17 protein-coding genes are annotated in these 20,844 nt (G+C 61.8%); 14 read left to right on the forward strand and 3 right to left on the reverse strand.

What is annotated here, in order from left to right:
• The first annotated feature begins 5 nt into the window (after positions 1–5).
• From IB241_RS04940 to IB241_RS04980, 9 genes are all read left to right on the forward strand, one after another.
• Positions 6–917 (forward strand): LysR family transcriptional regulator, encoded by a 912-nt coding sequence (locus IB241_RS04940; protein WP_071488759.1) that lies wholly within the window; start codon positions 6–8, stop codon positions 915–917.
• A 132-nt stretch (positions 918–1,049) separates the two neighbouring features.
• Positions 1,050–2,507: a gamma-aminobutyraldehyde dehydrogenase gene (locus IB241_RS04945; protein ID WP_192297261.1), complete on the forward strand. Its 1,458-nt coding sequence runs from the start codon at positions 1,050–1,052 to the stop codon at positions 2,505–2,507.
• A 150-nt stretch (positions 2,508–2,657) separates the two neighbouring features.
• Positions 2,658–3,809, forward strand: a complete 1,152-nt coding sequence (gene ydcS, locus IB241_RS04950) for a putative ABC transporter substrate-binding protein YdcS (protein ID WP_192297262.1) — start codon at positions 2,658–2,660, stop codon at positions 3,807–3,809.
• A gap of 220 nt (positions 3,810–4,029) precedes the next feature.
• Positions 4,030–5,064, forward strand: coding sequence for an ABC transporter ATP-binding protein (locus IB241_RS04955; protein WP_192297263.1), 1,035 nt, complete (start codon positions 4,030–4,032; stop codon positions 5,062–5,064).
• A 1-nt stretch (position 5,065) separates the two neighbouring features.
• Complete coding sequence (locus tag IB241_RS04960) at positions 5,066–5,995, forward strand: ABC transporter permease (RefSeq protein WP_192297264.1); 930 nt, start codon at positions 5,066–5,068, stop codon at positions 5,993–5,995.
• Entirely contained in the window at positions 5,985–6,794 is an 810-nt protein-coding gene (locus IB241_RS04965) for an ABC transporter permease (RefSeq protein WP_016977919.1), read from the forward strand. Before IB241_RS04960 ends, IB241_RS04965 begins: the two co-directional genes overlap by 11 nt.
• A gap of 150 nt (positions 6,795–6,944) precedes the next feature.
• Complete coding sequence (locus IB241_RS04970) at positions 6,945–8,369, forward strand: gamma-aminobutyraldehyde dehydrogenase (protein ID WP_192297265.1); 1,425 nt, start codon at positions 6,945–6,947, stop codon at positions 8,367–8,369.
• 173 nt (positions 8,370–8,542) lie between these two features.
• Complete coding sequence (locus tag IB241_RS04975; RefSeq protein WP_192297266.1) at positions 8,543–10,405, forward strand: NAD(P)-binding protein; 1,863 nt, start codon at positions 8,543–8,545, stop codon at positions 10,403–10,405.
• 358 nt (positions 10,406–10,763) lie between these two features.
• Complete coding sequence (locus IB241_RS04980) at positions 10,764–12,389, forward strand: glucan biosynthesis protein D (RefSeq protein ID WP_192297267.1); 1,626 nt, start codon at positions 10,764–10,766, stop codon at positions 12,387–12,389.
• Between the two features lie 48 nt (positions 12,390–12,437).
• Here IB241_RS04980 and IB241_RS04985 read toward each other — a convergent pair whose 3' ends face one another.
• Positions 12,438–12,623: a hypothetical protein gene (locus IB241_RS04985; protein ID WP_105520645.1), complete on the reverse strand. Its 186-nt coding sequence runs from the start codon at positions 12,621–12,623 to the stop codon at positions 12,438–12,440.
• 257 nt (positions 12,624–12,880) lie between these two features.
• Between IB241_RS04985 and IB241_RS04990 the strand changes: the two genes are divergently transcribed.
• Positions 12,881–13,477, forward strand: coding sequence for a TetR/AcrR family transcriptional regulator (locus IB241_RS04990; protein ID WP_192297268.1), 597 nt, complete (start codon positions 12,881–12,883; stop codon positions 13,475–13,477).
• A 2-nt stretch (positions 13,478–13,479) separates the two neighbouring features.
• Positions 13,480–14,649 (forward strand): DUF418 domain-containing protein, encoded by a 1,170-nt coding sequence (locus IB241_RS04995; protein WP_192297269.1) that lies wholly within the window; start codon positions 13,480–13,482, stop codon positions 14,647–14,649.
• Positions 14,650–14,691: 42 nt separating this feature from the next.
• Here IB241_RS04995 and IB241_RS05000 read toward each other — a convergent pair whose 3' ends face one another.
• Together IB241_RS05000 and IB241_RS05005 are read right to left on the reverse strand one after the other, a co-directional pair.
• Entirely contained in the window at positions 14,692–15,798 is a 1,107-nt protein-coding gene (locus IB241_RS05000) for an NADH:flavin oxidoreductase/NADH oxidase (RefSeq protein ID WP_192297270.1), read from the reverse strand.
• A 126-nt stretch (positions 15,799–15,924) separates the two neighbouring features.
• Positions 15,925–17,826 (reverse strand): potassium transporter Kup, encoded by a 1,902-nt coding sequence (locus IB241_RS05005; protein ID WP_192297271.1) that lies wholly within the window; start codon positions 17,824–17,826, stop codon positions 15,925–15,927.
• 289 nt (positions 17,827–18,115) lie between these two features.
• Between IB241_RS05005 and rimO the strand changes: the two genes are divergently transcribed.
• The 3 genes from rimO (at position 18,116) to IB241_RS05020 (ending at position 20,832) form a co-directional block, all read left to right on the forward strand.
• Positions 18,116–19,456 carry a 30S ribosomal protein S12 methylthiotransferase RimO gene (gene rimO, locus IB241_RS05010; RefSeq protein WP_003231334.1) on the forward strand — a complete coding sequence of 447 codons (1,341 nt, stop codon included), beginning with the start codon at positions 18,116–18,118 and terminating at the stop codon, positions 19,454–19,456.
• Positions 19,457–19,560: 104 nt separating this feature from the next.
• Complete coding sequence (locus tag IB241_RS05015; RefSeq protein ID WP_225595285.1) at positions 19,561–20,094, forward strand: GNAT family N-acetyltransferase; 534 nt, start codon at positions 19,561–19,563, stop codon at positions 20,092–20,094.
• 27 nt (positions 20,095–20,121) lie between these two features.
• Positions 20,122–20,832, forward strand: coding sequence for an rRNA pseudouridine synthase (locus IB241_RS05020; protein ID WP_192297272.1), 711 nt, complete (start codon positions 20,122–20,124; stop codon positions 20,830–20,832).
• The last annotated feature ends 12 nt before the right edge of the window (positions 20,833–20,844 follow it).

Raw genomic sequence — 20,844 nt, forward strand, 5'->3', positions numbered from 1 at the left:
CCAGCATGATGACCTTGCGTCAAATCCGGCACTTTATCGCCGTGGCCGAGACCGGCTCGATCTCGGCCGCCGCACAGACCGCGTTTATTTCCCAATCGACCCTGACCCTCGCTATCCAGCAACTGGAGCAGGAAATCGGCGTCAACCTGTTCAATCGCCACGCCAAGGGCATGACCCTGACTCACCAGGGCCATCAATTCCTGCGCCAGGCCCACCTGATCCTCGCAACCGTCGATAACGCCAAGCGCAGCCTGCAACAGAGTACCGACCAGGTGGCCGGGCAGTTGATCATCGGCGTGACCAGCCTGGTGGCCGGCTATTACCTGGCGGACCTGCTCACACGTTTCCAGCGCGCCTACCCCAACGTGGAAATCCGCGTGATGGAGGACGAGCGCCCATATATCGAACATTTGCTGGTCAGCGGTGAAATCGACGTGGGCGTGCTGATCCTCTCCAACCTCGAAGACCGCCACGCCCTGCAGACCGAAGTGCTGACCCACTCGCCGCACCGCCTATGGCTGCCGGCGCAGCACCCCCTGCTGGAACACGACAGCATCAACCTCGCCGACGTAGCGCGCGAACCGCTGATCCAACTGAACGTCGACGAAATGGGCCACAACGCCCAGCGCCTGTGGACCAGCGCCGGCCTGCAACCCCGGGTAACCCTGCGCACGGCCTCCACCGAAGCCGTGCGCAGCCTGGTGGCCGCGGGCCTGGGCGTGTCGATCCAGCCGGACATGACCTACCGCCCCTGGTCACTGGAGGGCGACATCATCGAAGCACGGCCGATTGCCGACCTCAGCCAGACCCTCGACGTGGGCCTGGCCTGGCGCCGTGGCACCGCACGCCCGGCGCTGGTGGACCCGTTCCTGACGGTCGCCCGCGAACAGCCGCACCCACGCAAGCCATCTATTTAATCGAATGCTGCATTCAGTATTTAGTATTTGTTGACCTCGTGCCTGACCTCTAGTCTCTGTACATCCATAAGAGAAAGGTCAGGCCCTCGTGAGAGAACGCCCATGGCCACACAAGAAAAGAGATCGCGAAAAATGTCCGGCGCACCCACCCCGCTGCTCACTGCGTTGCTGATCGACGGCGAACTGGTCCAGGGCCAGGGCTTTGTCGAACCGATCCTCAACCCGGCCACCGGCGAAGTGCTCACCCAGATCGCCGAGGCCAGCACCGAGCAGGTCGAAAGCGCGATCCTCGCGGCCCACCGCGCCTTTGCCGGTTGGTCGCGCACCACGCCGCAACAACGTTCGAACATTTTGCTCGGCATTGCCAATGCCATCGAGAAACAAGCCGACTACCTGGCCCGCCTGGAATCCCTGAACTGCGGCAAGCCCTTGCACCTGGCGCGCCAGGATGACTTGAGCGCCACCGTCGACGTGTTCCGTTTCTTTGCCGGTGCCGTGCGTTGCCAGACCGGCCAGCTCAGCGGCGAGTACCTGCCGGGCTACACCAGCATGGTGCGCCGCGACCCGATCGGCGTTGTCGCGTCGATTGCACCGTGGAACTACCCGCTGATGATGGCCGCGTGGAAAATCGCCCCGGCCCTGGCCGCCGGCAATACCCTGGTGTTCAAGCCGTCGGAACACACGCCGCTGTCGATCCTGGCCCTGGCCCCAGCCCTCGGCCAATGGCTGCCACGCGGGGTGATCAACATTGTGTGTGGCGGTGGTGAAGGCGTCGGCAGCCATTTGGTCAGCCACACCAAAGTCCGCATGGTCTCGCTGACCGGCGACATCGTCACCGGGCAGAAAATCCTGCAAGCCGCGTCAAAAACCCTGAAACGCACGCACCTGGAATTGGGCGGCAAGGCCCCGGTGATCGTATGCAACGACGCCGACCTGCAAGCCGTGGTCGAGGGCGTACGCGCCTATGGTTACTACAACGCCGGCCAGGACTGCACCGCCGCCTGCCGCATCTACGCCCAGGCCGGGATCCACGACAAACTGGTCGCCGAACTGGGCGCCGCGGTCAGCAGCCTGCGCTTCGCCGGCAAACGCGACGCCGACAACGAACTCGGCCCGCTGATCAGCACACGCCAGCGCGATCGCGTGGCCAGTTTTGTCGAGCGCGCCCTGGGTCAACCGCACATCGAGCGTGTAACCGGCGCCGCCGTGCATTCCGGCGCGGGTTTCTATTACCAGCCGACCTTGCTTGCCGGCTGTAAACAAAGTGATGAAATCGTGCAGCGTGAAGTGTTCGGCCCGGTGGTCACCGTGACCCGCTTCGAAGAACTGGAACAAGCGGTGGACTGGGCCAACGACTCCGAATACGGCCTGGCCTCCTCGGTCTGGACCCAGAACCTGGACAAGGCCATGCAGGTGGCGGCGCGCCTGCAATACGGCTGCACCTGGATCAACAGCCATTTCATGCTGGTCAGCGAAATGCCCCACGGCGGCTTGAAGCGTTCGGGGTATGGAAAGGATCTTTCGAGTGATTCACTGCAGGACTATAGCGTTGTCAGGCACATCATGGCCCGGCATGGAAATGAGCTTTAGCTGCAAGATTTAAGCTGCAAGCTGCAAGTAAACGCAGATGCGCTTTGTCTTGCAGCTTGCGGCTTGAAGCCAGGAGCTACGCTAAAACAACAAACAACACATACCGCTGCTTTCACTGCCCCGACCATAATTAAAGAAGAGGGAACCCCCATGTCCGCGCACAAGACCGCACTGCTCAGTGCCCTGGCCACCGCGCTGCTGGCCAGCGCCAGCCTGCAGGCCGCCGAACCGCTCAAGGCCGTAGGCGCTGGCGAAGGCCAGCTGGATATAGTCGCCTGGCCCGGCTATATCGAGCGTGGCGAAAGCGACAAGGCCTACGACTGGGTCACTGGTTTCGAGAAGGAAACCGGCTGCAAGGTCAACGTGAAAACCGCTGCCACTTCTGACGAAATGGTCAGCCTGATGGCCAAGGGCGGCTACGACCTGGTCACCGCCTCGGGCGATGCGTCGCTGCGTCTGATCGTTGGCAAGCGCGTACAGCCGATCAACACCGCGTTGATTCCCAATTGGAAGAACATCGACCCGCGCCTCAAGGATGCGCCGTGGTATGTGGTCGGCCAGCAAACCTTTGGCACCCCGTACCAATGGGGCCCGAACGTGCTGATGTACAACACAGACGTGTTCAAGACCGCGCCCACCAGTTGGAACGTGTTGTTCGACGCGCAGAACCTGCCGGACGGCAAGCCGAACAAGGGGCGCGTGCAGGCCTATGACGGCCCGATCTACATCGCCGACGCGGCGCTGTACCTCAAGTCGACCAAGCCCGAACTGGGCATCCAGAACCCCTACGAGCTGACCGAAACCCAGTACAAGGCCGTGCTCGACCTGTTGCGCGCCCAGCAACCGTTGATCCACCGCTACTGGCACGACACCACCGTGCAAATGAGTGACTTCAAGAACGAAGGCGTGGTGGCCTCCAGCGCCTGGCCGTACCAGGTCAACGGCCTGCAAAACGAGAAACAGCCGATTGCCTCGACCATCCCCAAGGAAGGCGCCACCGGCTGGGCCGACACCACCATGTTGCACAGCGAGGCCAAGCACCCGAACTGCGCCTACAAGTGGATGGATTGGTCGTTGCAACCGAAGGTGCAGGGTGATGTGGCGGCCTGGTTCGGCTCGCTGCCGGCGGTACCTGCGGCCTGTAAGGAAAGTGAACTGCTCGGCGCCGAAGGCTGCAAGACCAATGGCTTCGATCAGTTCGACAAGATCGCCTTCTGGAAAACTCCGCAGGCTGAAGGCGGCAAGTTCGTGCCGTATAGCCGCTGGACCCAGGACTACATCGCGATCATGGGCGGCCGCTAAGCCCTCCTGAGAACACAGGCCCCATGTGGAGCGGGCTTGTGTGGGAGCGGCCTTGTTCGCGAATGCGGTGTGTCAGCCAACACATCCATAACTGACCCACCGCATTCGCGAGCAAGCCCGCTCCCACATTTGGGCCGAGCCAGATTCAGTACCGCATTGATATTTCAGAAGTCCAGGCCGGGCCGCTGCGACGACCCATGCCTTTTTGGAGCACCGCACCATGACGCTTGCAGTCCAATTCACCCACGTTTCCCGTCAGTTCGGCGAAGTGAAGGCCGTTGACCGGGTTTCCATCGACATCCAGGACGGCGAGTTCTTTTCCATGCTCGGCCCTTCCGGCTCGGGCAAGACCACCTGCCTGCGCCTGATCGCCGGGTTCGAGCAACCGAGCGCCGGCTCGATCCGCATCCATGGCGAAGAAGCCGCCGGCTTGCCGCCGTATCAGCGCGACGTGAACACCGTGTTCCAGGATTACGCGCTGTTCCCCCATATGAATGTGCGCGACAACGTGGCCTATGGTCTCAAGGTCAAGGGCGTGGGCAAGACCGAGCGCCTGAACCGTGCCGAGCAAGCCTTGGGCATGGTCGCCCTCGGCGGTTATGGCGAGCGCAAGCCGGTGCAACTGTCCGGCGGCCAGCGCCAACGCGTGGCCCTGGCCCGAGCATTGGTCAATCGCCCACGGGTATTGCTGCTCGATGAACCACTGGGCGCCCTCGACCTCAAGCTGCGCGAGCAGATGCAAAGCGAGCTGAAGAAACTGCAACGCCAGCTCGGCATCACCTTTATCTTCGTGACCCACGACCAGACCGAAGCGCTGTCGATGTCCGACCGCGTGGCGGTGTTCAACAAAGGCCGCATCGAACAGGTCGACACCCCACGCAACCTCTACATGAAGCCGGCCACGGCGTTTGTCGCCGAGTTCGTCGGCACCTCCAACGTGATTCGCGGCGAACTGGCCCAACGCATCAGCGGCAACGCCCAGCCCTTTTCGATCCGCCCGGAACACGTGCGTTTTGCCGAAGGCCCGCTGGGTGCCGGTGAGGTGGAGATCAGCGGTTTGCTGCATGACATCCAGTATCAGGGCAGCGCCACCCGCTACGAGCTGAAACTCGAAAACGGCCAAGCCTTGAACATCAGCCAGGCCAACAACCAGTGGCTGGACATCAGCAGCGGCCATCAGGTCGGCCAGTCGATCACCGCGCGCTGGGCCCGTGAAGCCATGACGCCGCTGACCGAAACCGCAGGCGAGGTGTGAGATGAACCTGGCCCTGTCCCAACCGCCGATGCGCAGGTTTTCCAACCTGCTGTACCGCAAGCCCAATTTGTACCTGGCGATGCTGCTGATACCGCCGCTGATCTGGTTCGGCGCGATCTACCTCGGCTCGCTGCTGACCCTGCTCTGGCAAGGTTTCTACACCTTCGACGACTTCACCATGGCGGTCACGCCCGACCTGACCCTGGCCAACTTCGCCGCACTGTTCCAGCCATCGAACTTCGACATCATCCTGCGCACCTTGAGCATGGCGATCGTGGTGTCGATCGCCAGTGCCATCGTCGCCTTCCCGATTGCCTACTACATGGCGCGCTACACCACCGGCAAGACCAAGGCGTTTTTCTACATCGCGGTGATGATGCCGATGTGGGCCAGCTACATCGTCAAGGCGTATGCCTGGACCTTGCTGCTGGCCAAGGGCGGCGTGGCGCAGTGGTTCGTGCAGCACCTGGGGCTGGAGCCGCTGTTGCAGTTCGTGCTGGGCATTCCCGGCGTGGGTGGCAGCACTTTGAGCACCTCGCACCTGGGGCGCTTCATGGTGTTTGTCTACATCTGGCTGCCGTTCATGATCCTGCCGATCCAGGCCTCGCTGGAGCGCCTGCCGCCATCATTGCTGCAAGCCTCCGCCGACCTGGGCGCCAAGCCGCGCCAGACCTTTATGCAGGTGATTCTGCCGCTGTCGGTACCGGGGATTGCCGCCGGTTCGATCTTCACGTTCTCGCTGACCCTCGGCGACTTCATCGTGCCGCAACTGGTGGGCCCGCCGGGCTACTTCGTCGGCGGCATGGTCTACGCCCAGCAAGGTGCCATTGGCAACATGCCCATGGCCGCGGCGTTCACCCTGGTGCCGATCGTGTTGATTGCGGTGTACCTGTCCATCGTCAAACGCCTGGGGGCCTTCGATGCACTCTGAAAAATCTTCCATTGGTCTGAAGATCGCCGCTTGGGGTGGCCTGGTGTTTCTCCATTTCCCGATCCTGATCATCTTCCTCTACGCCTTCAACACCGAAGAAGCGGCGTTCAGCTTTCCGCCCCAGGGTTTCACCCTGAAGTGGTTCAGCGTGGCCTTTGCGCGGCCGGACGTGCTGGAGGCGATCAAGCTGTCGCTGCAGATTGCCGCCATCGCCACCCTGATCGCCATGGTGCTCGGCACGCTGGCGTCGGCGGCGTTGTATCGCCGGGAGTTCTTCGGCAAGCAAGGCGTGTCGCTGATGCTGATCCTGCCGATTGCGCTGCCGGGGATCATCACCGGTATCGCCCTGCTGGCGACGTTCAAGACCCTGGGCATCGAGCCTGGGATGTTTACCATCATTGTCGGCCACGCGACGTTCTGCGTGGTGATCGTCTACAACAACGTCATCGCCCGCTTGCGCCGCACTTCCCACAGCCTGATCGAAGCGTCGATGGACCTCGGCGCCGACGGCTGGCAGACCTTCCGCTACATCATCATGCCCAACCTCGGCTCGGCGCTGCTGGCCGGCGGCATGCTCGCGTTTGCGCTGTCGTTTGACGAAATCATCGTCACCACCTTCACCGCCGGCCACGAACGCACCTTGCCGTTGTGGTTGCTCAACCAGTTGAGCCGGCCACGGGATGTGCCGGTGACCAACGTGGTCGCGATGCTGGTGATGCTGGTGACGATGTTCCCGATTCTGGGTGCCTATTACCTGACGCGCGGTGGTGAAAGCGTGGCGGGGAGTGGCGGTAAATAAATGGCCACTGTTGAAACACGATCAATGTGGGAGCTGGCTTGCCTGCGATAGCGGTATCGACTGCACTACCGCTATCGCAGGCAAGCCAGCTCCCACCTTTGAATCGGGTTTCTTCAGGGAGATAACAATAGTTTTGTGGAGGACTGAACCATGCAAACCAAACTCTTGATCAACGGCCAACTGGTCGCAGGCGAAGGCCCGACCCAGGCCATCTTCAACCCGGCACTCGGCCGTGTGCTGGTGGAAATCAACGAAGCCAGTGAAGCCCAGGTCGACGCCGCCGTGCGCGCCGCCGATGCGGCTTTCGAAAGTTGGTCGCAAACTGCACCGAAGGATCGCTCGCTGCTGCTGCTGAAACTGGCGGACGCCATCGAAGCCCATGGCGAAGAACTGGCCAAGCTGGAATCGGACAACTGCGGCAAACCCTACAACGCCGCGCTGAACGATGAGATCCCGGCGATTGCCGACGTGTTCCGCTTCTTTGCCGGCGCCAGCCGTTGCATGAGCGGTTCGGCCGGTGGTGAATACCTGCCCGGCCACACCTCGATGATCCGCCGCGACCCGGTGGGCGTGATCGCCTCCATCGCACCGTGGAACTACCCGTTGATGATGGTCGCCTGGAAAATCGCCCCGGCCCTCGCCGCAGGTAATACCGTGGTGCTCAAGCCATCGGAACAAACCCCGCTGACCGCGTTGCGCATGGTCGAACTGGCCGCTGAAATTTTCCCTGCGGGCGTACTCAACCTGGTGTTTGGTCGTGGGCCAACGGTGGGAAGCCCGCTGGTGAGCCACCCGAAAGTACGCATGGTGTCACTGACCGGCTCCATCGCCACCGGCGCAAATATCATCGCCAGCACCGCCGACAGCGTGAAGCGCATGCACATGGAACTGGGCGGCAAGGCGCCGGTGATCATCTTCAACGATGCGGACATCGACGCTGCCGTGGAAGGCATTCGCACCTTCGGTTTCTATAACGCCGGACAGGATTGCACCGCCGCCTGCCGGATCTATGCGCAAGCGGACATCTACGACGCGTTTGTCGAGAAACTCGGCGCGGCGGTCGCCAGCATCAAGTACGGCTTGCAGGATGATCCGGCCACCGAACTGGGCCCGCTGATCACCGCGCAACATCGTGACCGCGTGGCCGGGTTTGTCGAGCGCGCGGTGGCGCAGCCGCATATCCGCCTGGTCACGGGCGGTAAAGCCGTGGAAGGCAACGGCTACTTCTTCGAACCGACCGTCTTGGCCGACGCCCAGCAAGATGACGAGATCGTGCGCCGCGAGGTGTTCGGGCCGGTGGTCTCGGTGACCAAATTCACCGACGAAGCCCAGGTGCTGGGCTGGGCCAACGATTCGGACTACGGCTTGGCCTCGTCCGTATGGACCGCCGATGTAGGACGCGCCCACCGTTTGGCCGCACGTTTGCAGTACGGCTGCACCTGGGTGAATACCCACTTTATGCTGGTCAGCGAAATGCCCCATGGCGGTCAGAAACTGTCGGGCTATGGCAAGGACATGTCCATGTACGGGCTAGAGGACTACACCACTGTGCGACATGTGATGTTCAAGCACTGACGCTTTTTCTCCTGTGGACGCCGGCTAGTGTGGGAGCGGGCTTGCTCGCGAAGGCGGTGTGTCAGCCAATATATGCCTAGCTGACCCACCGCTTTCGCGAGCAAGCCCGCTCCCACAAAAAGCCGAGCTCACCCAAGATCCCTCTCATAACAATAAAAACTCAGGTTATCCCCATGGACATCACCCGCCGCGACTTCCTCAACGGCGTCGCCATCACCCTTGCCGCCGGCATGACCCCGCTGCAAATCCTGCAAGCCGCGCCCGATGGCCGCTACTACCCACCCGCTCTCACCGGCCTGCGTGGTAGCCATGTCGGCTCGTTCGAAGTGGCGCACCAGATGGGCTGGGAAAAGAAGGCCTTCGACACCGACAAGCTGCCGATCACCGAGCGCTATGACCTGGTGGTGGTCGGCGGCGGCTTGAGCGGTTTGGCGGCGGCGTGGTTCTACCGCGAGAAGCACCCCAAGGCGAAGATCCTGATCCTGGAAAACCACGACGACTTCGGCGGCCATGCCAAGCGCAATGAGTTCCAGGCAGGCGGCCGCATGATCATCGGTTACGGCGGCAGCGAGGCGTTCCAGTCGCCCAACCACCTGTACAGCAAAGAAGTGAACGGGCTGTTGAAAAAGCTCGGGGTAAATATCAAGCGCTTCGAAACGGCGTTTGACCGTCAGTTCTACCCCGGCCTGGGCCTGTCGCGCGGGGTGTTTTTCGACAAGGAAAACTTCGGCGAAGACAAACTGGTGACCGGCGACCCAACGCCGATGGTGGCCGACGATATTGCGCCGGACCGCTTGAATGCACGCTCCATCGGCGACTTCATCAACGACTTCCCCCTGCCCCAGGCAGATCGCCAGGCGCTGATCGAATTACACACCGCCCCCAAGGATTACCTGCCAGGCAAGAGTGCCAAAGAAAAGGCCGACTACCTGGCCGCCACCAGTTACCGCGATTTCCTGCTCAAGAACGTGGGTTTGTCGCAAGCGGCAGTGAAATATTTCCAGAGCCGCACCAATGACTTCATGGCCCTGAGCATTGATGCCGTGGCGGCTGCTGACGCCTACAACGTGGGTTTCCCGGGTTTTGCCGGGATGAACCTGGCGCCGATTAGCGAAGAAGCGGCGGCAGAAATGGAAGAGCCCTACATCTACCACTTCCCCGATGGCAACGCGTCGGTGGCGCGCCTGCTGGTGCGCAGCCTGATCCCCGGCGTGGCGCCAGGGCACACCATGGACGATATCGTGCTGGCACCGTTTGACTACGCCAGGCTCGACCAGCCGACATCCGCCGTGCGGCTGCGCCTGAACAGCACGGCCGTCAGCGTGCGCAACGTCGGTGATGGCGTGCATATCGGCTACAGCCGTGGCGGACAACTCGCACAGGTGCGTGGCAAGCGCTGCATCCTGGCCTGCTACAACATGATGATTCCGTACCTGCTCAAAGACCTGCCGGCCGCACAAGCCCATGCCCTGAGCCAGAACGTGAAATACCCGCTGGTGTACACCAAGGTGGTGATCCGCAACTGGCAGTCGTTCCAGAAGCTGGGGGTGCACGAGATTTACGCGGCGACCCAGCCTTACAGCCGGATCAAGCTGGACTACCCGGTGAGCATGGGCGGCTACGACCACCCGCGCGACCCGACGCAGCCGATCGGCCTGCACATGGTCTACGTACCCACCAGCCCCAACAGCGGCATGAACGCCCGCGACCAGGCCCGCGCCGGTCGCGGCCGGTTGTACGGGCAGACGTTCGAACAGCTGGAGGCGCAGTTGCGTGACCAGTTGCAACGCATGCTCGGCCCCGGTGGGTTCAACCACGAGACCGACATTCTGGCGATCACTGTCAATCGTTGGTCACATGGTTATGCGAGCTTCTCCAACAGCTTGTTCGATGACGCCGATGAGAGCGAAGCGTGGATGAAGCTGGCACGCAAGCCGGTGGGGCATGTGAGCATCGCCAACTCGGATGCGGCGTGGAGTGCGTATGCCCATGCGGCGATTGATGAGGCTTACAGAGCGGTGGGTGAAGTGAGCTGAAATGTGACCTAACGGCCAACGCAGAACCCAATGTGGGAGCGGGCTTGCTCGCGAAAGCGGTTTGTCAGTCAACACATGTATGTCTGATGTACCGTCTTCGCGAGCAAGCCCGCTCCCACATTGGATCTTCATCATTCTTGAGTTGAGTGATCATCCACCCCCCCCCCGGAAATGTCTTGTCGCACTTGCAATGCCATCACCCCGCTATCAATCAATTTTCCTACACCTGCGAACCGCTTAAGCTATCCGGCGTCTGTTTATTGTCCGTTGCGTTTGGCCGAAGGCATGTCCGAACCGTAATTTCTGATCCGCTACGTGCCAGGAACGGCGCGGGATTTGCTCACGACAGGTTGTCTCTATGCACCGCAGGAATTTGCTCAAAGCGTCCATGGCCATTGCGGCTTACACCGGTTTGTCGGCCAGCGGCCTGCTGGCCGCCCAGGCCTGGGCCGGGAACCGTGCCGCCGATGGCAAGGCCGTGGCGTTCGATTTCGATACGCTCAAGACCCAGGCCAAGCAGCTCGCCGGAACCGCCTATAAAGACACCAAGCAGGTGCTGCCGCCGACCCTGGCGAGCATGACCCCGCAGAATTTCAACGCCATCGGCTACGACGGCAAGCATTCGCTGTGGAAGGAATTGAACGGCCAGTTGGACGTGCAGTTCTTCCACGTCGGCATGGGTTTCAAGACGCCGGTGCGCATGCACAGCGTCGACCCCAAGACCCGTGAGGCGCGCGAGGTGCATTTCCGCCCTTCGCTGTTCAACTACGAAAAAACCACGGTCGACACCAAGCAATTGACCGGCGACCTGGGTTTCTCAGGCTTCAAGCTGTTCAAGGCCCCGGAGCTGGATCGCCATGACGTGCTGTCCTTCCTCGGCGCCAGCTACTTCCGCGCGGTGGATTCCACCGGCCAGTACGGCCTTTCCGCACGCGGCCTGGCGATCGATACCTACGCGAAAAAGCGCGAAGAGTTCCCCGACTTCACCCAGTTCTGGTTCGAAACCCCGGACAAGGACGCCACCCGCTTCGTGGTCTACGCCCTGCTCGACTCACCAAGCGCCACCGGCGCCTACCGCTTCGACATCGACTGCCAGGCCAACCAGGTGGTGATGGCCATCGATGCCCACATCAATGCACGTACCACCATCGAACAACTGGGCATCGCACCGATGACCAGCATGTTCAGCTGTGGCACCCATGAGCGCCGCATGTGCGACACCATCCACCCGCAGATCCACGATTCGGATCGCCTGGCGATGTGGCGCGGCAATGGCGAGTGGATCTGCCGCCCGCTGAACAACCCGGCCAAACTGCAATTCAACGCGTTCGCCGACAAAGACCCGAAAGGCTTCGGCCTGGTGCAGACCGACCATGAGTTCGCCAGCTACCAGGACACCGTGGACTGGTACAGCAAGCGGCCGAGCCTGTGGGTCGAACCGACCACCGCGTGGGGCGAAGGCTCTATCGACCTGTTGGAAATTCCTACCACCGGCGAAACCCTGGATAACATCGTGGCCTTCTGGACCCCGAAAAAACCCGTGGCCGCCGGCGACTCCCTCAACTACGGCTACAAGCTGTACTGGAGCGCCCTGCCCCCGGTGAGTACGCCGTTGGCCCAGGTCGACGCGACCCGTTCCGGCATGGGCGGCTTCACCGAGGGCTGGGCACCAGGCGAGCATTACCCGCCGGTGTGGGCGCGCCGTTTTGCCGTGGACTTCAAGGGCGGCGGCCTCGATCGCCTGCCACCGGGCACCGGGATCGAGCCTGTGGTGACCTGCTCCCATGGTGAGGTGAAGGATTTCAGCGTACTGGTGCTGGATAACATCAAGGGCTACCGCATCCTGTTCGACTGGTACCCGACCAGCGACAGTGTGGACCCGGTGGAACTGCGCCTGTTCATCCGCACACAGGACCGCACCCTGAGTGAAACCTGGCTGTACCAGTACTTCCCACCGGCGCCGGAGCAGCGCAAGTACACCTGATCAACTGAGCTGTGGCGAGGGAGCCTGCTCCCTCGCCACACGTCGGCTCTAAAAGCGCGACACACTTTTCATTGCCCCAATCAGATACCGCATCGCCACTTGATCGTTCTCGGTAAGGGCGCGGTACTGCGCCAGCAATTCGGCCTCATCCGAGCTCAACCTTCGACCCCGCAACGACACTCTGCGGGTCAGAAAAAACGCCACCGCACCCGCAACCCCATAGGACTTGGCCATGGACTACTACTCCTGATTTCAATCAACTGTTCCTGATGCCCATCACCTGCCTCCCGTGAAGCGCAATGCCTCAGTGAGCGAACCGACTGACTCCCTGGGCCAGAAATCAGACGTACCCTAAGCGTAGAAACGATCTCGCCAAGCGTGCGACTTTTTTAGAGTAATCACTTAAATAATTGGTTTTGAGCAAAAAGCTTGCAGATTTTTCCTACTCGCCATTTAATTGAGTGACTACTCAATTAATGAATGAGGCGAGCATGCGTACCGTCGATCCGCAACAACGTGAAAACAAACGCATGGCCCTGCTCGATGCCGCTTCGCGCTGTTTTGCCGAAGCCGGCTTTGTCGCCACGCGCACGGCCGACATCTGCACCGCCGCCGGGATGAGCGCCGGCAACCTGTTCCACTATTTCGCGAGTAAACACGAGCTGCTGTTGGCACTGGTGGCCCGCGAAGGCGAGCAGATCAAGCAAGGCATGGCGCCCTTGGCTGCCGCCGCGGATCCGATGGCCGCACTGCTGGCGTTTGTGGACTACACCTGTGAATTGGCCTGCGACCGCCATTACGCGGGCCTGGCCTTGGAAATCTCGGCATTGGGCCACCGCGATGAAGCCGTCGCACACTTGATGAAGGCCAACGACCGCTACCTGCGCGAAGGCTTGGAGGCGCTGATCAAGGCCGCCGAGAACGCCGGGCAACTGCACACCTCGTTGACCGCCCCGCAGGCGGCCAGTTGGGTGGCGACCCTGATCGATGGCATGTTTGCCCGGGTGGCGGCCGACGCGGACTTCCACCCAGACCAACAGACTGACGTGCTGCGCGGCTTGGTGGTGCACCTGCTGCAAGGCCGTTGAACATGACGCCGACACGCCTGATACACGTCGACGCGTTGCGCGGTTTTGCGCTGCTGGGCATCCTGGTGGTGAACATTTGTGCCTTTGCCGACCCTTACTACGCCTCGCCCCTCAGCAATCCCGACTACGCGAGTACAGCCGATCACTGGGTGCGCCTGGGGATTTCACTGCTGTTCGAAACCAAGTTCTACCTGCTGTTTTCCTTTCTGTTCGGCTACAGCTTTACCTTGCAGATGGCCGCCGCCGAGCGCGCCGAGGCGGCGTTTGTACCGCGCATGGTGCGCCGGCAACTGGCGTTGCTGGCCCTGGGCGTCGCCCACGGCGCCCTGCTCTACTATGGCGAGATCCTGTCCACCTACGCATTGCTTGGCCTGGTGCTGCTGGCGGCGCGCAATCTGTCGCCGGCCACGGCATGTCGCTGGGGCGTCGGCCTGGTAACGGTTGCCTGTTCGGCATGGATGGCGCTCGGCGTGCTGCAAGCGCAGGCCGGCGACTTCAGCGCGACCTCGAGCAGTGAGGCCTCGACCAAACTCGCGGCATTCAGCGGCAGTGCCCTGGAGACCTTGCGCTTTCACAGTGCTCACCTGTGGCAGACCGTGCAGGCGTTATGGCTGCTGCAAGGGCCGAGCGCCCTGGCGATGTTTTTCTTCGGTTATGCCGCCGGGCGCAACCAGTTACTGGTCACACCGTATCGCTGGGAACCGCACCTGCGGCGCCTGCTGCTCATCACGCTTGCCGTGGGCCTGCCGGGTGCGCTGATCTATGCCGTGAGCGCCACCTATGCACCCGGCGGCGGCCTCGAAACCTTCGCCTTTGGCCTCGGCCAACTCACCGCACCGCTGTTGAGCGCGGCCTACGCGATGTCGATGCTGGCACTGTTCAGCACTGCCGCCGGCGCCCGCTTATGCCAGTGGTTGGCGCCCATGGGCAAGATGGCCCTGAGTAACTACCTGCTGCAATCGGCGCTGTTGGGGGTGCTGTTCAGCGGCTATGGCGCAGGCTTGATCAACCGGCTCGAACCGCTGCTGATGCTGCCCGTGGTGCTGGGGATCTTTGCCTTGCAACGGTGGTGCAGCGCACGCTGGCTGCGCAGTCATCCCTACGGGCCGTTGGAATGGTTGCTGCGGGCGGCCACCTTGTGGGCGTGGCCAAGCTGGCGGCGCAGCCTGTAAAAAACCCACCTGTTGCGGTGGGTTTCGACTCGACACAAGGGATCAGTCGCGCAGGTCCGACTCATGGATCGGCTGGTCCCGATGCGTCGCCCGTTGGTACTGCGCCGGCCAGATCGCCTTGCGCCCACCCAGGTCATCGTCGGCATGCAGCGGCCAGTACGGGTCGCGCAGCAACTCACGGGCGAGGAAGATGATGTCGGCCTGACAGGTACGCAGGATGTGCTCGGCCTGGGCCGGTTCGGTGATCATGCCAACAGTGCCGGTGGCGATCCCCGATTCCTTGCGCACCCGCTCGGCGAAGCGCGTCTGGTAGCCGGGGCCGGTAGGAATCTCGGCATTGGCGGCGGTACCACCGGACGAGACGTCGATCAAATCCACGCCGAGGTCCTTGAGGCGGCGCGCCAATTCCACGGTTTCGTCAGGGTTCCAGCCGTCTTCGACCCAGTCGGTGGCCGATACTCGCACAAACAGCGGCAGTTCTTGCGGCCAGACGTCGCGCACCGCTTGGGTTACCTGCAAGACCAGGCGGATGCGGTTTTCAAACGATCCGCCGTACAGATCCTGGCGCTGATTGCTGATCGGCGAGAGAAATTGATGCAGCAGGTAACCATGGGCGGCATGGATTTCCACCACTTCAAAACCGGCGGTCAAGGCACGCTTGGCGGCGGCGACAAAGTCGGCGATCACCTGCTGGATCTGCCCTTCATCGAGTTGCCTGGGTTGGGTGTGCTGAGGGTCGAAGGCGATCGGCGATGGGCCTACCGGCACCCAGCCACCGTCCTCCGGCTTGACGCTGCCATGCTTGCCGATCCACGGCCGATGGGTGCTGGCCTTGCGCCCGGCGTGGGCCAGTTGAATCCCGGCCACCGCGCCCTGGGCCGCGATAAAACGGGTGATGCGTTGCAATGGTTCGATCTGTGCGTCATTCCACAGGCCCAGGTCCTGGGCGGTGATACGGCCATCGGCGGTCACGGCGGTGGCTTCGGTGAAGATCAGGCCGGCGCCACCCACGGCACGACTGCCGAGGTGCACCAGGTGCCAGTCATTGGCCAAGCCGTCATCGGACGAATACTGGCACATCGGCGACACCGCGATGCGGTTGAGCAGGGTCAATTGGCGCAGGGTATAGGGTTCGAGCAGCTGACTCATGGCGCACCTCTTCTGGGTTCTATGGGCACTGTTCAACAGTGTTTAGAGCCTAGTCGACAACGGTGGTTTGCACAGGGTTCAGAACATCAAGCGGGGGCCGATTGCCGGCCCCCGTGCTGCAAAAACCTACATTTCGACCTGGGTGCCCAGCTCGATCACGCGGTTTACCGGGAGTTTGAAGAAGCGCAGGTTGCCGTTGGCATTCTTCAACATGAAGGCGAACAGACTTTCGCGCCAGCGCGCCATGCCTTCGATCTTCGACGCGATCACGGTCTCGCGGCTGAGGAAGTAGGTGGTGCGCATCGGGCTGAAATCCAGGTTATCCAGGTGGCACAGTTTCAGCGCCTCAGGCACATCCGGCTCATCGGTAAAACCGAAATGCAGGATCACGCGGAAGAAGCCGTCGCCAAACGAATCCACCTCGAAGCGCCGCTCCACCGGCACCCGGGGAATATCTTCATACACCACTGTCAGCAGCACCACTTGCTCATGCAGCACCTGGTTATGCAGCAGGTTGTGCAACAGCGCGTGGGGCACGGCGTCCGGGCGGGCGGTGAGGAACACCGCGGTGCCCTGCACGCGATGGGGCGGCTGCACGCGGATGCTGCTGATAAAGATCGGCAACGGCAGGCCGCCTTCGTCGAGACGGTCCACCAGCAATTGCTTGCCGCGCTTCCAGGTGGTCATCAGGATGAACAGCACGATCCCCGCCAGCACCGGGAAGGCGCCGCCCTGGATGATCTTCGGTACGTTGGCAGCAAAGTACAGGCCGTCGACCAAAAGGCAGCAGACCAATACCGGCACCGCCAGGATCGGCGGCCATTTCCACAGCAGCAGCATCACCGCCGATACCAGGATGGTGGTCATCAACATGGTGCCGGTCACCGCCACGCCGTAGGCCGAAGCCAGTGCGTTGGAGGACTCGAAGCCCAGCACCAGCAAAATCACGCCGACCATCAGCGACCAGTTCACCGCACCGATGTAGATCTGGCCCTGCTCGGCACTGGAGGTGTGCTGGATATGCATGCGCGGGATGTAGCCCAACTGGATCGCCTGGCGCGTCAGCGAGAACGCACCGGAGATGACCGCCTGGGACGCAATCACCGTGGCCAGGGTGGACAGCACCACCAGCGGGATCAACGCCCAGCTCGGCGCCAGCAGATAGAACGGGTTGCGCGCGGCTTCCGGGTCGCCCAGCAGCATCGCACCCTGGCCAAAATAGTTGAGCACCAGCGCCGGCAGCACCAGCATGAACCAGGCACGGGCGATGGGTTTACGGCCAAAGTGGCCCATGTCGGCATACAGCGCTTCGGCGCCGGTCAGTGCCAGCACCACCGCGCCGAGGATCGCCACGCCAATGCCGGGATGGGCCTGGAAGAAGCGCACGGCCCAGATCGGGTTCATCGCATTGAGCACCTCCGGGTGCAAGGTGATGCCATACACACCGAGACCGCCCAGCACCAGGAACCAGGTCACCATCACCGGCCCGAACAGCTTGCCGATGTGGTCGGTGCCGTGTTTCTGGATCAGGAACAGCGCCACCAGCACGACCAGGGCGATGGGCACGACCCATTTCTCCAGGCCGTCGAATGCCAGTTCCAGGCCTTCCACCGCCGACAACACGGAAATCGCCGGGGTGATCATGCTGTCGCCGTAGAACAACGCCGCCCCGCAGAGGCCGCACACCACCAGGAAGCTGCGCAGCTTCTTGCGCTCCCCCGCCGCCCGACGCGCCAAGGCAGTCAGCGCCATGATGCCGCCCTCGCCTTGGTTGTCGGCGCGCAGCACGAACAGCATGTACTTGATCGATACCACCCAGATCAGCGACCAGAAGATCAGCGCCAGAATACCCAGCACACCGTCATGGTTGACCTGAACCCCATAACCACCGTTGAACACCTCTTTAAGGGTGTAGAGCGGGCTGGTCCCGATATCGCCATAAACCACCCCGACCGCTGCCACCAGCATGCCAATCGGCTTTGCAGTGGAATGCGCGGCGCCTGCCGCCGGACTACTTGCCTGACCCATCAACCACTCCTGCCCTTTGACCTGAGGTCTCTTATAAACAACGCTTCTAAGCTGACCCTAGCATGCGCTGTTTTACTTCTCGTAACAGACGTTTTATTGACCTTGGTGTTTTACCTGTGGGCAACGGCGCGAAGCATAGCGCAGCACTCGTCGCATTTCCCTGCATAAAGCTGGTCAAGTGCGCTGCCCGTCGCTAGAATTGCGCACTTTTTGATCAGAGGCGCACCAAGCGCCCGTCTACCGCCTTGTCGTGCCCGACTGGCGGCGTCATTCAATACCGAGGTTAGACATGTCCACCACCATCGCAAAAGCCAACCCCAAGGTTGGCTTTGTTTCCCTGGGGTGCCCGAAGGCACTCGTCGACTCCGAGCGCATCCTCACGCAACTGCGTATGGAAGGCTATGACGTCGTGTCCACTTACCAGGACGCCGATGTGGTGGTGGTCAACACCTGCGGTTTCATCGATTCGGCCAAGGCTGAGTCCCTGGAAGTGATCGGCGAAGCCATCAAGGAAAACGGCAAGGTCATCGTGACCGGCTGCATGGGCGTGGAAGAAGGCAATATCCGCAACGTGCACCCGAGCGTGCTGGCCGTGACCGGTCCGCAGCAGTATGAGCAGGTGGTCAACGCCGTGCACGAGGTGGTGCCGCCGCGCCAGGATCACAACCCGTTGATCGACCTGGTACCGCCACAGGGCATCAAGCTGACCCCGCGTCACTATGCGTACCTGAAGATTTCCGAAGGCTGCAACCACAGCTGCAGCTTCTGCATCATCCCGTCGATGCGCGGCAAGTTGGTCAGCCGTCCGGTCGGTGACGTGCTGGACGAGGCCCAGCGCCTGGTCAAATCTGGCGTGAAAGAGCTGTTGGTGATCTCCCAGGACACCAGCGCCTACGGCGTCGACGTGAAGTACCGCACCGGCTTCTGGAACGGCGCGCCGGTGAAAACCCGCATGACCGAACTGTGCGAAGCCTTGAGCAGCCTGGGTGTGTGGGTGCGCCTGCACTACGTTTACCCGTACCCGCACGTGGACGAGCTGATCCCGCTGATGGCCGCCGGCAAGATCCTGCCGTACCTGGACATCCCGTTCCAGCACGCCAGCCCGAAAGTCCTGAAAGCCATGAAACGCCCGGCCTTCGAAGACAAGACCCTGGCGCGTATCAAGAACTGGCGCGAGATCTGCCCGGAGCTGATCATCCGTTCCACCTTCATCGTCGGCTTCCCTGGCGAAACCGAAGAAGACTTCCAGTACCTGCTGGACTGGCTGACCGAAGCGCAACTGGACCGCGTAGGCTGCTTCCAGTACTCGCCGGTGGAAGGCGCCCCGGCCAACCTGCTGGACCTGGCCGTGGTGCCGGACGACGTCAAGCAAGATCGTTGGGAGCGCTTCATGGCGCACCAGCAGGCGATCAGCTCGGCGCGCCTGCAACTGCGCATCGGCAAGGAAATCGAAGTGTTGATCGACGAAGTCGACGAGCAAGGCGCCGTTGGCCGTTGCTTCTTCGATGCGCCGGAGATCGACGGTAACGTGTTTATCGACGATGCCAGCGGTTTGAAGCCGGGCGACAAGGTCTGGTGCACCGTGACCGACGCCGACGAATACGACCTGTGGGCTGAAAAGCGCGACTGATGCGGTAAAGATTTGAAAAAGCCCTGCTTCTGGACAAGATGCAGGGCTTTTTTACGTCTATCGTTTTGCCCATCGGCATCAATCATCGGCAAGGGGCAGCGGGCATGCGTCAGCATTCGGTTATCCACACACCTAACGTCAGCGACTACCCGCAGTTGGCGCAGATCTGGGAGACCTCGGTGCGGGCGACCCATGATTTCCTGCCGGACAGTTACATCGTGTTGCTAAAAGACTTGGTGCTGACGCGCTATCTGGACACCGTCATGCTGATCTGCACCAAAGACCCGCGCCAACGCATCACCGGGTTTGCCGGAGTGGCGGCGGGCAAGGTGGAGATGTTGTTTATCGACCCGCAGTACCGGGGCCAGGGCCTTGGTCGGCAACTTCTGCGCTATGCCATCGAACACATGAATGCCGATGAACTGGACGTGAATGAGCAGAACCCGCAGGCCCTGGGCTTCTACTTCAAGCAGGGCTTCGAGGTGATCGGACGCACAGAGCATGATGGTCTGGGGCAACCGTACCCTCTGCTGCACATGCGTTTGCGCTCTTCTGTGGGAACTGGCTTGTCGGACCCCACAAAAAACCACAGCACCGAAATGGGGCCGGGATTAACCGGCCCCACACAGGTACAATAGCCGCCCCCTTTTGTTACGGCCCTTGTCATGACTGACCCCATACGCCTCTCCAAACGCCTTATCGAACTGGTCGGTTGCTCCCGTCGGGAGGCTGAGCTGTTCATCGAAGGCGGCTGGGTCTCGGTGGACGGTGAAGTGATCGACGAGCCGCAGTTCAAGGTCACCACCCAGAAGGTCGAACTCGACCCCGAGGCCAAGGCCACCGCGCCGGAGCCTGTGACCATCCTGCTGCACGCCCCGGCCGGCGTGGACGCCGAGACCGCACTGGCCTCGATCAGCGCCGAAACCCTGTCCGAAGAACACCGCTTCGGCAAACGCCCGCTAAAAGGCCACTTCCTGCGCCTGACCGCCAGCGCCGACCTGCAAGCCAAGGCCAGTGGTCTGCTGGTGTTTACCCAGGACTGGAAGATTCTGCGCAAGTTGACCGCCGATGCCGCCAAGATCGAGCAGGAATACGTGGTGGAGGTCGAAGGCGACATGGTTGCCCACGGCCTCAACCGCCTGAACCACGGCCTGACGTACAAAGGCAAGGAACTGCCGGCGGTCAAAGCCAGCTGGCAGAACGAAAACCGCCTGCGCTTCGCGATGAAGAACCCGCAACCGGGCGTGATCGCACTGTTCTGCGAAGCGGTTGGCCTGAAGGTCATCGCCATTCGTCGTATCCGCATCGGTGGCGTGTCCATCGGCAAAGTGCCGGTCGGCCAGTGGCGTTACCTGTCCACCAAAGAAAAGTTCTAAACCGCCGCCCTT

This window comes from Pseudomonas sp. PDM05 (genome assembly GCF_014851685.1).
In the GTDB taxonomy this organism is placed as follows: Bacteria; Pseudomonadota; Gammaproteobacteria; order Pseudomonadales; family Pseudomonadaceae; genus Aquipseudomonas.

What these genes read in the sequence shown, in the direction of transcription:
- IB241_RS04965 (WP_016977919.1), top strand. Translation starts at nt 5,985, where the DNA reads ATGCACTCTGAAAAATCTTCCATTGGTCTGAAGATCGCCGCTTGGGGT.
- IB241_RS04980 (WP_192297267.1), top strand. Translation starts at nt 10,764, where the DNA reads ATGCACCGCAGGAATTTGCTCAAAGCGTCCATGGCCATTGCGGCTTAC.
- ydcS (WP_192297262.1), top strand. Translation starts at nt 2,658, where the DNA reads ATGTCCGCGCACAAGACCGCACTGCTCAGTGCCCTGGCCACCGCGCTG.
- IB241_RS04940 (WP_071488759.1), top strand. Translation starts at nt 6, where the DNA reads ATGATGACCTTGCGTCAAATCCGGCACTTTATCGCCGTGGCCGAGACC.
- IB241_RS04970 (WP_192297265.1), top strand. Translation starts at nt 6,945, where the DNA reads ATGCAAACCAAACTCTTGATCAACGGCCAACTGGTCGCAGGCGAAGGC.
- IB241_RS04960 (WP_192297264.1), top strand. Translation starts at nt 5,066, where the DNA reads ATGAACCTGGCCCTGTCCCAACCGCCGATGCGCAGGTTTTCCAACCTG.
- IB241_RS04955 (WP_192297263.1), top strand. Translation starts at nt 4,030, where the DNA reads ATGACGCTTGCAGTCCAATTCACCCACGTTTCCCGTCAGTTCGGCGAA.
- IB241_RS05020 (WP_192297272.1), top strand. Translation starts at nt 20,122, where the DNA reads ATGACTGACCCCATACGCCTCTCCAAACGCCTTATCGAACTGGTCGGT.
- rimO (WP_003231334.1), top strand. Translation starts at nt 18,116, where the DNA reads ATGTCCACCACCATCGCAAAAGCCAACCCCAAGGTTGGCTTTGTTTCC.
- IB241_RS05005 (WP_192297271.1), bottom strand. Translation starts at nt 17,826, where the DNA reads ATGGGTCAGGCAAGTAGTCCGGCGGCAGGCGCCGCGCATTCCACTGCA.
- IB241_RS05015 (WP_225595285.1), top strand. Translation starts at nt 19,561, where the DNA reads ATGCGTCAGCATTCGGTTATCCACACACCTAACGTCAGCGACTACCCG.
- IB241_RS04975 (WP_192297266.1), top strand. Translation starts at nt 8,543, where the DNA reads ATGGACATCACCCGCCGCGACTTCCTCAACGGCGTCGCCATCACCCTT.
- IB241_RS04985 (WP_105520645.1), bottom strand. Translation starts at nt 12,623, where the DNA reads ATGGCCAAGTCCTATGGGGTTGCGGGTGCGGTGGCGTTTTTTCTGACC.
- IB241_RS04945 (WP_192297261.1), top strand. Translation starts at nt 1,050, where the DNA reads ATGTCCGGCGCACCCACCCCGCTGCTCACTGCGTTGCTGATCGACGGC.
- IB241_RS04990 (WP_192297268.1), top strand. Translation starts at nt 12,881, where the DNA reads ATGCGTACCGTCGATCCGCAACAACGTGAAAACAAACGCATGGCCCTG.
- IB241_RS05000 (WP_192297270.1), bottom strand. Translation starts at nt 15,798, where the DNA reads ATGAGTCAGCTGCTCGAACCCTATACCCTGCGCCAATTGACCCTGCTC.
- IB241_RS04995 (WP_192297269.1), top strand. Translation starts at nt 13,480, where the DNA reads ATGACGCCGACACGCCTGATACACGTCGACGCGTTGCGCGGTTTTGCG.